Source organism: Novosphingobium acidiphilum DSM 19966, from assembly GCF_000429005.1.
In the GTDB taxonomy this organism is placed as follows: Bacteria; Pseudomonadota; Alphaproteobacteria; order Sphingomonadales; family Sphingomonadaceae; genus Novosphingobium; species Novosphingobium acidiphilum.
In genome coordinates, this window is record NZ_AUBA01000022.1 from 45,153 (window position 1) to 52,479 (window position 7,327).

Consider the following 7,327-nt stretch of genomic DNA (forward strand, 5'->3'; position numbering starts at 1 on the left):
ACGCGCGACCAAGGCGGGGCGGCGCCATGTGATCCGATTGCGCAAATTGCTGCGAAAACCGTACCATCGCGTGCAGTTTCGCGCATTGCCGGGGTCAGGCTTAACGCTTTCTCAAAGCCGCCGGGCCCATTTGTGGCGCGATGAATCAGGGCATACGCGACAGGATCGAAGCACCGGCGGGGGGGGAACCGTCGGGCGTGCGGGCAAATGCCTATGCGCGCAGCCGGCCGCGTCGCGAACGCGGGGCGGGGTTTCCGCCCGACCAGGCCGGGGCGGGGTTCCTGTTCGGCGCATCGCATCACCGCAGCATGATCGCCCCCGAATGGTGGCAGATTGCGCTGCCGATGGGGTTGGGGCTGACCATTCTGGTCCTTGCCAACCAGGCCTTTGGCGATCTGCTGTCGCCGCTGGTGGCGGCGGCGGCGGCGCTGCTGTCGCTCAGCGCGCTGACGATCGGGCGGTTCGATCATTTCAGCCATGGCACGGGCAAACGCACTGCGATGGTCGGCATGATGATCGCCCTGCCCATGTTCGGCTATGGCTGGGGCATCGCGCACTGGGCCCAATCGGGCCAGGTGCCGTGGCTGCAGGCGATGGCGGTGCTGGTCAGCATTGCCTTGCTCGCCACGATCATCCAGTCGGCGCGGCTGGCCGGACTGGTGTGCGGGCAGGTGGCGCTGTGGGCGGCGATCACGTGCGTGGTGTCGCCGCTGGGCGGCGTGCTGGCGCTGATCATCGGCGGCGCGATCGGGGCCATGGCCTATGGCCGCCAGCGCGAGATTGATCTGGCCGAATACCGGCGTCTGCAGGACGAGGCGCGCGCACAGACCCGCGCGCAGGAAATCCTGGCCGATTATGAAGAGACCGGGCAGGGCTGGTTCTGGGAAACCGACCGCCGCGGCCTGATCCTGTATATTTCGGCGCCCGTCGCCGAACTGCTGGGGCGCAGCCCCGACGATCTTGAAGGCCGTCCGCTGACCGACCTGTTCCAGATCGAGGATCAGCACGCGGTTACCGCCGATGGCGGCCCGGCGTCGGGCAATCGCGGCGAGCGCACCTTGACCTTTCATCTGACCGCCCGGTCAAGCTTCAGCGATCTGGTGGTGCGCGCCGCGGTCAAGAACGAAGAACGCTGGTGGGCGATCACCGGCCGGCCGATCTATGACACGTTCGACAATTTCCAGGGGTTTCGCGGGTCCGGTGCCGATCTGACCGAGCGACGCCGCACGCAGGAGCATGTGTCGCGCCTGGCCCATTTCGATTCGCTGACCGGATTGTCCAACCGGTTTTTCATGTCGCAATCGCTCGAAAAGATCCTGATCGCGCCGCAAATGCGACAGCGCGCCTGCGCGGTGTTCCTGATCGATCTCGACCGGTTCAAACAGGTCAACGATACGCTGGGGCATCCCGCCGGCGACCAGTTGCTCAAACAGGTGGCACAGCGGCTTGAACGCGGGGTCGGTTCGGCCGGCCGGGTCGGCCGGCTGGGGGGTGACGAATTCCAGATCATCCTGCCCGGACGCATCGAACGGCCGATCCTGGCGCAGATTGCCGCGCATATCATCGAAAGCCTGTCGCAATCGTACGACCTTGATGGCAGCCGGGTGATGATCGGCGCCTCGATCGGGATTGCGATCGCACCCGATGACGGGGTGACCAGCGAAGCGCTGATCCGCAATGCCGATCTGGCGCTGTATGCGGCCAAGGATGCCGGGCGCGGGCGGTTCCATTTCTATGCGCCCGATCTGCACAGCGATGCCGAGGAACGGCGCCAGCTGGAAGAAGACTTGCGCGATGCCCTGGCGCATGGCCAGTTGCAGCTGTATTATCAGCCCGTGGTGCAGACCACGACCGAGAAGATCACCGGGTTTGAAGCGTTGCTGCGCTGGAACCATCCGCAGCACGGTTTCATTTCGCCCGCCAAATTCATCCCGATTGCCGAAGACGCCGGGCTGATCGCACAGATCGGCGAATGGGCGCTGCGCCATGCGTGCAAGGATGTGGCAAACTGGCCGGGCAATGTGCGCGTGGCGGTCAATGTGTCCGCGTTACAATTTGCCAATCCCGCGCTGCCGGGCATTGTGACCAGCGCGCTGGCCTCGGCCGGGATCGATGCCGACCGGCTTGAACTGGAAATCACCGAAAGCGTGTTCATCAACGACGATGACGGCAACGAGGCGATGTTCCGCGCGCTCAAACGCATCGGCGTGCGGCTGGCGCTCGATGATTTCGGCACCGGCTATTCCTCGCTCGGCTATCTGAAAAAAGCGCCGTTCGACAAGATCAAGATCGACCAGTCGTTCGTGCGCGGCGCCACCCAGCCGGGCAGCCGCAACGGCGCGATCATCGCCTCGATCGTCAGCCTGGCCGAAGCGTTGAACATGGAAACCACCGCCGAAGGTGTCGAAACGCTGGATGAGCTCGATCTGGTGCGCCTGCTCGGGTGCAGCCATGTCCAGGGTTATATCTACGAACGGCCGCTGTCGGCACAGGCCGCCGCCGAACGGCTGGGCAGCGGGCTGGTGGCGATTGCCCGCGGGCCGCGCGCGGCGCGTGCGATGCGGCAATCGCTGCTGCGCCGGGTGTCGCTGGATCACGGCGGGCACCGCTATGACGTGACCGTGCGCAACATCAGCCAGACCGGCGCACTGCTGGAAGGGCTGCGCAATGTGCCGGCGGGCACGGTGTTCCGCATCCACATGGCCGATGGTCACCTGGTCAGCGCCACCGCGCGCTGGTCCGAAGAGGATCGCATGGGCATCGAATTTTCCGAGCCGCTGGAACTTGATGAAGAAGGGCGCATCGCGGTGATCAGCGCGCGCCGCACGCGCCGGGCGCCGGCCGCCGCAGCCGGGGTAACGCTCGACAGTGGCCAGCGCCGTACCGGGTAATCGCACTTGCCTGTCGAGCCGGGATGACAGTTGCCCGACGCCCTGCTAACGGGGCGCGCATGACCGAACTCGCGCTGATCCGCAATTTTTCCATCATTGCCCACATCGACCACGGCAAATCGACTTTGGCCGACCGCCTGATCCAGTTTACCGGAGGGCTGTCCGAACGCGAAATGTCGGCGCAGGTGCTCGACAACATGGATATCGAGCGCGAACGCGGCATCACGATCAAGGCGCAGACCGTGCGGCTGGATTATCCAGCCAACGACGGCAAGACCTATCAGCTCAATCTGATGGACACGCCCGGCCACGTCGACTTTGCCTATGAAGTCAGCCGCAGCCTGGCCGCGTGCGAAGGCGCGCTGCTGGTGGTGGATGCGGCGCAAGGGGTCGAGGCGCAGACGCTTGCCAACGTGTATCAATCGATCGAACACGATCACGAAATCGTGCCGGTGATCAACAAGATCGACCTGCCCGCCGCCGAACCCGAACGCGTCAAGGCGCAGATCGAAGACGTGATCGGGCTTGACGCCAGCCAGGCGGTGATGACCAGCGCCAAGGCGGGGATCGGCATTGCCGAAGTGCTGGAAGCGATCGTGACCCGCATCCCCCCGCCAAAGGGCGATCGCAATGCCCCGTTGAAGGCCATGCTGGTCGACAGCTGGTACGATCCATACCTTGGCGTGGTCATCCTGGTGCGCATCATCGACGGCGTGATCCGCAAGGGGTTGCAGGTGCGTTTCATGGCGGGCGACACCGAACACCTGATCGATCGGGTGGGCTGCATGCGGCCCAAGATCGAACAGCTGCCCGAACTGGGGCCCGGCGAAATCGGGTTTATCACCGCCCAGATCAAAGAGGTGGCACAGGCCCGCGTGGGCGACACGATCACCACGGTCAAAGGCGGTGCGGTGCACGCATTGCCCGGCTTTAAAGAAGTGCAACCGGTGGTGTTCTGCGGGCTGTTTCCGACCGATGCCGCCGATTTTGAAAAGCTGCGCGATTCGATCGGCAAATTGCGGCTGAACGACGCCAGCTTCAGCTTTGAAATGGAAACCAGCGCGGCGCTTGGCTTTGGCTATCGCTGCGGGTTCCTTGGCCTGCTGCACCTGGAAATCATCCAGGAACGGCTGAGCCGCGAATACGATCTGGATCTGATCACCACCGCGCCCAGCGTGGTCTATCGCCTGTCGATGACCGACGGCAGCGAAGTGACGCTGCACAACCCGTCGGACATGCCCGACCCGGTGAAGATCGACACGATGTTCGAACCGTGGATCAAGGCAACGATCTATACCCCCGATGAATACCTGGGCTCGATCCTGAAGCTGTGCCAGGACCGGCGCGGCATCCAGACCGGGCTGACCTATGTGGGCGGCCGCGCGCAGGTGAATTACGAATTGCCGCTGAACGAAGTGGTGTTCGATTTCTATGACCGGCTGAAATCGATCAGCCGCGGCTATGCCAGTTTCGATTACGAACAGATCGGCCTGCGCGAAGGCGATCTGGTCAAGATGAACATCCTGGTCAACAACGAACCGGTCGACGCGCTGAGCATGATCGTCCACCGCAGCCAGGCCGATGCCCGCGGCCGCGGCCTGGTCGAACGGCTGAAAGACCTGATCCCCCGCCACCTGTTCAAGATCCCGATCCAGGCCGCGATCGGCGCCAAGGTGATCGCGCGCGAAACGATCGCCGCGATGCGCAAGGACGTGACCGCCAAATGCTATGGCGGCGACATCAGCCGCAAGAAAAAGCTGCTCGACAAGCAGAAAGAGGGCAAGAAACGCATGCGCGAATACGGCAGCGTGCAGATCCCCCAGGAAGCCTTCATCGCGGCGCTGCGCATGGGCGAAGAATAGGTATTGCCCGGCAGTTCTCTCCGCAACGGGGAAGCGTCCGAAGTGCGGTGGAGGGGCAATGAGGCCGGGCGCGGTGCCAGATCGTACACTGCAGTCCGCGATGACGAGATGTCGGTGACGTAAAACGCCCAATTCTAGTTGTTAAGCTTTCCGGAGTTTCGCACCCTCAAGCCCGTCGCTCGCCGGCATGCAGGTGTAGCCCAACAGTGGGCTCGAGCATCTATTTCGTATACTGTACTCGGAATTCCCAAACAACGCGGACCGAAACCTAAAGAAATTTAGGGGTTTTCGCACCTGTCACGGTAATTTCTGTCACGGTAATTTCGCATAGCCGGAGGCTACGCTACGCAGCCCCTTGCTTCACCCGCGCTCTCGCGCAACAACGAGGCAGAGGCTCTAATCGCAACTGGATGAAGGTTGGGGGTCACGTCATGCCCTATCCGATATATGGACGTAATATTATGCCAAATCATCATGATTATTTACGGGATAATATGGGCGATAGTTTTAATAAAGAAAACACTAGCGAATCGATAAGACTTGAGTGGATTGACAGTTCGCGTGGAATTGGCATAATCATAGTAGTTTTTGTTCACGTTATGATGAATTTGCAAGATTCTAGAATTGTAAATGGCGGAGAATTTTATCAATTTGTAATTTTTATATTACGATCATTTCCTATGCAGGTATTTATGTTTTTGGCCGGCCTCTTTGTTAGGCCACGAATTGAGCGTGGTGTAGTGGCGTTTTTGAGGCCTATGGGGTTGACGCTTGTCTGGCCCTATTTGTTATGGGGCACGTTAATTTTGATTGCCGAGTGGCTGGGAAAAAATGTTCGCAATCCGGTAGATACCTCGGTCGTTGACATCACGCTGTTGTGGACACCCATTGCTTGGCTATGGTTTCTTTGGGCGTTGGTAGCCTATCACCTCATCGCCGCAATGATCGGCCGTTTTCCGCTGGTGATGATCGCACTTGGCCTGATAACATTGGTCGGCGACGCGCTCCTGTCACTGCCACCTTTTTGCCACCTACTAGCTCATTTATTTATTTTTTATGCGATTGCGGTCGCTTACGGGCCAATGCTTGTCCGATACACCGTCCCTAGTGTTATTGGAGCTGGAGCGGCGCTCCTGCTTATTCCGCTTTCTTGGTGGGCGAAGTCAGTAGAGCCTGATCCATTTTCGTTCGTAGCTACGGGAGCCGCTATATCCGGTACGATTGCGACGATTGCGGCGGCGCAGGCTTTTCGCTCAAACACAGTACTTAACTTTCTTGGGCGCCATTCTATGCCGATCTACATAAGCCACATATTTTTCATCGCCGCTGCGAGGATCGCAATTTTGCGGATGATTGGTGTCTACGCGCCCTTCGTTCTGTTTCCGGTTTGTCTGGTATTCGGCTTTTGCGGGCCATTGTTCCTTTTTTGGGTCGCCGAACGCACAAATATGGTTGCAGTCGGCGGGTTTGGACGCCCGGTCCGCAGGTAATCAGTTCAACACGAATTACGGTGACGAATTACGGTGACGCTGCACTTAATTGACATGTCGAATTACGGTGACGCTGCACTTAATTGACATGTCGTTTCGCGCGTGAGAAGGTGCGTTCATGGCGCGACTGGCTCGATATGTAATTCCTGGCATACCCCACCATGTGACGCAGCGCGGCAATGGGCGGCAGCAGACTTTCTTTACGGCAGAGGACTATGCGGCTTATCGTGATTTGCTGGCGGTGCAGTGCGCTGCGCACGGCGTTGCGATTTGGAGTTGGGTGCTGATGCCAAATCATGTGCATCTTGTGCTGGTTCCCGATCATGTTGATGCCTTGCGCGGTGCGTTGTCGAAAGTGCATCGCACTTATGCCGGCCGGATACATGCGCGCGAAAAGCGGACGGGACATTTTTGGCGAGGGCGCTTTGGCTGTGTAGCGATGGATGAACCGCATCTACTGGCAGCGTTGCGCTATGTTGCGCTCAACCCTGTACGGGCGGGGATGGTTACCCGCGCGAATGACTGGCGCTGGTCGAGTGTGCACGCTTTGCTTGATCCCGAGTGTGGTGACGGCATGACAGATACTCGTCCTGTTCTGGACCGGGTTCCCAATTTTGCGGCGCTGCTGGCGTCGGGCGAGGATCAGGAGTTGTCCGATGCGCTGCGGCGATCAGAATCGGTCGGTCGTCCGTTGGGAACAAGCGCATTCCTTGAACGTGTTGAAGCAATACTTGGACGCGATCCTACACCACAAAAACGTGGGCCAAAACCGAGGGATAATTAAGCCGACATTTCCCAGATGGCCCCCAAGAGAAGGCCGATTGAGGGCACGATTGCCGTATGGGATGGCATTGCGCAACCGGATTTTGGCGTGCTGGCGCTTTCAGCCGCTCCTTGACGCTCCAATCTGGCAATAGGTCTGGTCGGCCCGCGCAAAAAGCGTGATTTTCACGGAAGCCGGACGCAACTTGCCTGTCGGTGCCGATGCAGGGCTCAGAGCTTGCGGTCAGCATTGGGTCGGTGCTCGACAACGCAGATCAGCGATGTTGGCAAGAATACGGCGGAATAGGTCGCGTGGCACCGC

The 7,327-nt window shown here is 60.1% G+C and carries 4 protein-coding genes; all 4 read left to right on the top strand.

What is annotated here, in order from left to right:
* Positions 1–140 precede the first annotated feature (140 nt).
* The 4 genes from G404_RS0115840 (at position 141) to G404_RS20190 (ending at position 7,027) form a co-directional block, all read left to right on the top strand.
* On the top strand, positions 141–2,891 hold the full coding sequence (locus G404_RS0115840; RefSeq protein ID WP_084601395.1) for an EAL domain-containing protein: 2,751 nt from the start codon (positions 141–143) through the stop codon (positions 2,889–2,891).
* A 59-nt stretch (positions 2,892–2,950) separates the two neighbouring features.
* Complete coding sequence (lepA, locus tag G404_RS0115845) at positions 2,951–4,753, top strand: translation elongation factor 4 (RefSeq protein WP_028641951.1); 1,803 nt, start codon at positions 2,951–2,953, stop codon at positions 4,751–4,753.
* A gap of 431 nt (positions 4,754–5,184) precedes the next feature.
* Complete coding sequence (locus G404_RS0115850) at positions 5,185–6,243, top strand: acyltransferase family protein (protein ID WP_169719723.1); 1,059 nt, start codon at positions 5,185–5,187, stop codon at positions 6,241–6,243.
* 118 nt (positions 6,244–6,361) lie between these two features.
* A complete protein-coding gene (locus G404_RS20190) occupies positions 6,362–7,027 on the top strand; it encodes a transposase (RefSeq protein ID WP_084601399.1) in 666 nt (221 codons plus the stop codon).
* Positions 7,028–7,327 lie beyond the last annotated feature (300 nt).

What these genes read in the sequence shown, in the direction of transcription:
- G404_RS0115840 (WP_084601395.1), top strand. Translation starts at nt 141, where the DNA reads ATGAATCAGGGCATACGCGACAGGATCGAAGCACCGGCGGGGGGGGAA.
- G404_RS20190 (WP_084601399.1), top strand. Translation starts at nt 6,362, where the DNA reads ATGGCGCGACTGGCTCGATATGTAATTCCTGGCATACCCCACCATGTG.
- G404_RS0115850 (WP_169719723.1), top strand. Translation starts at nt 5,185, where the DNA reads ATGCCCTATCCGATATATGGACGTAATATTATGCCAAATCATCATGAT.
- lepA (WP_028641951.1), top strand. Translation starts at nt 2,951, where the DNA reads ATGACCGAACTCGCGCTGATCCGCAATTTTTCCATCATTGCCCACATC.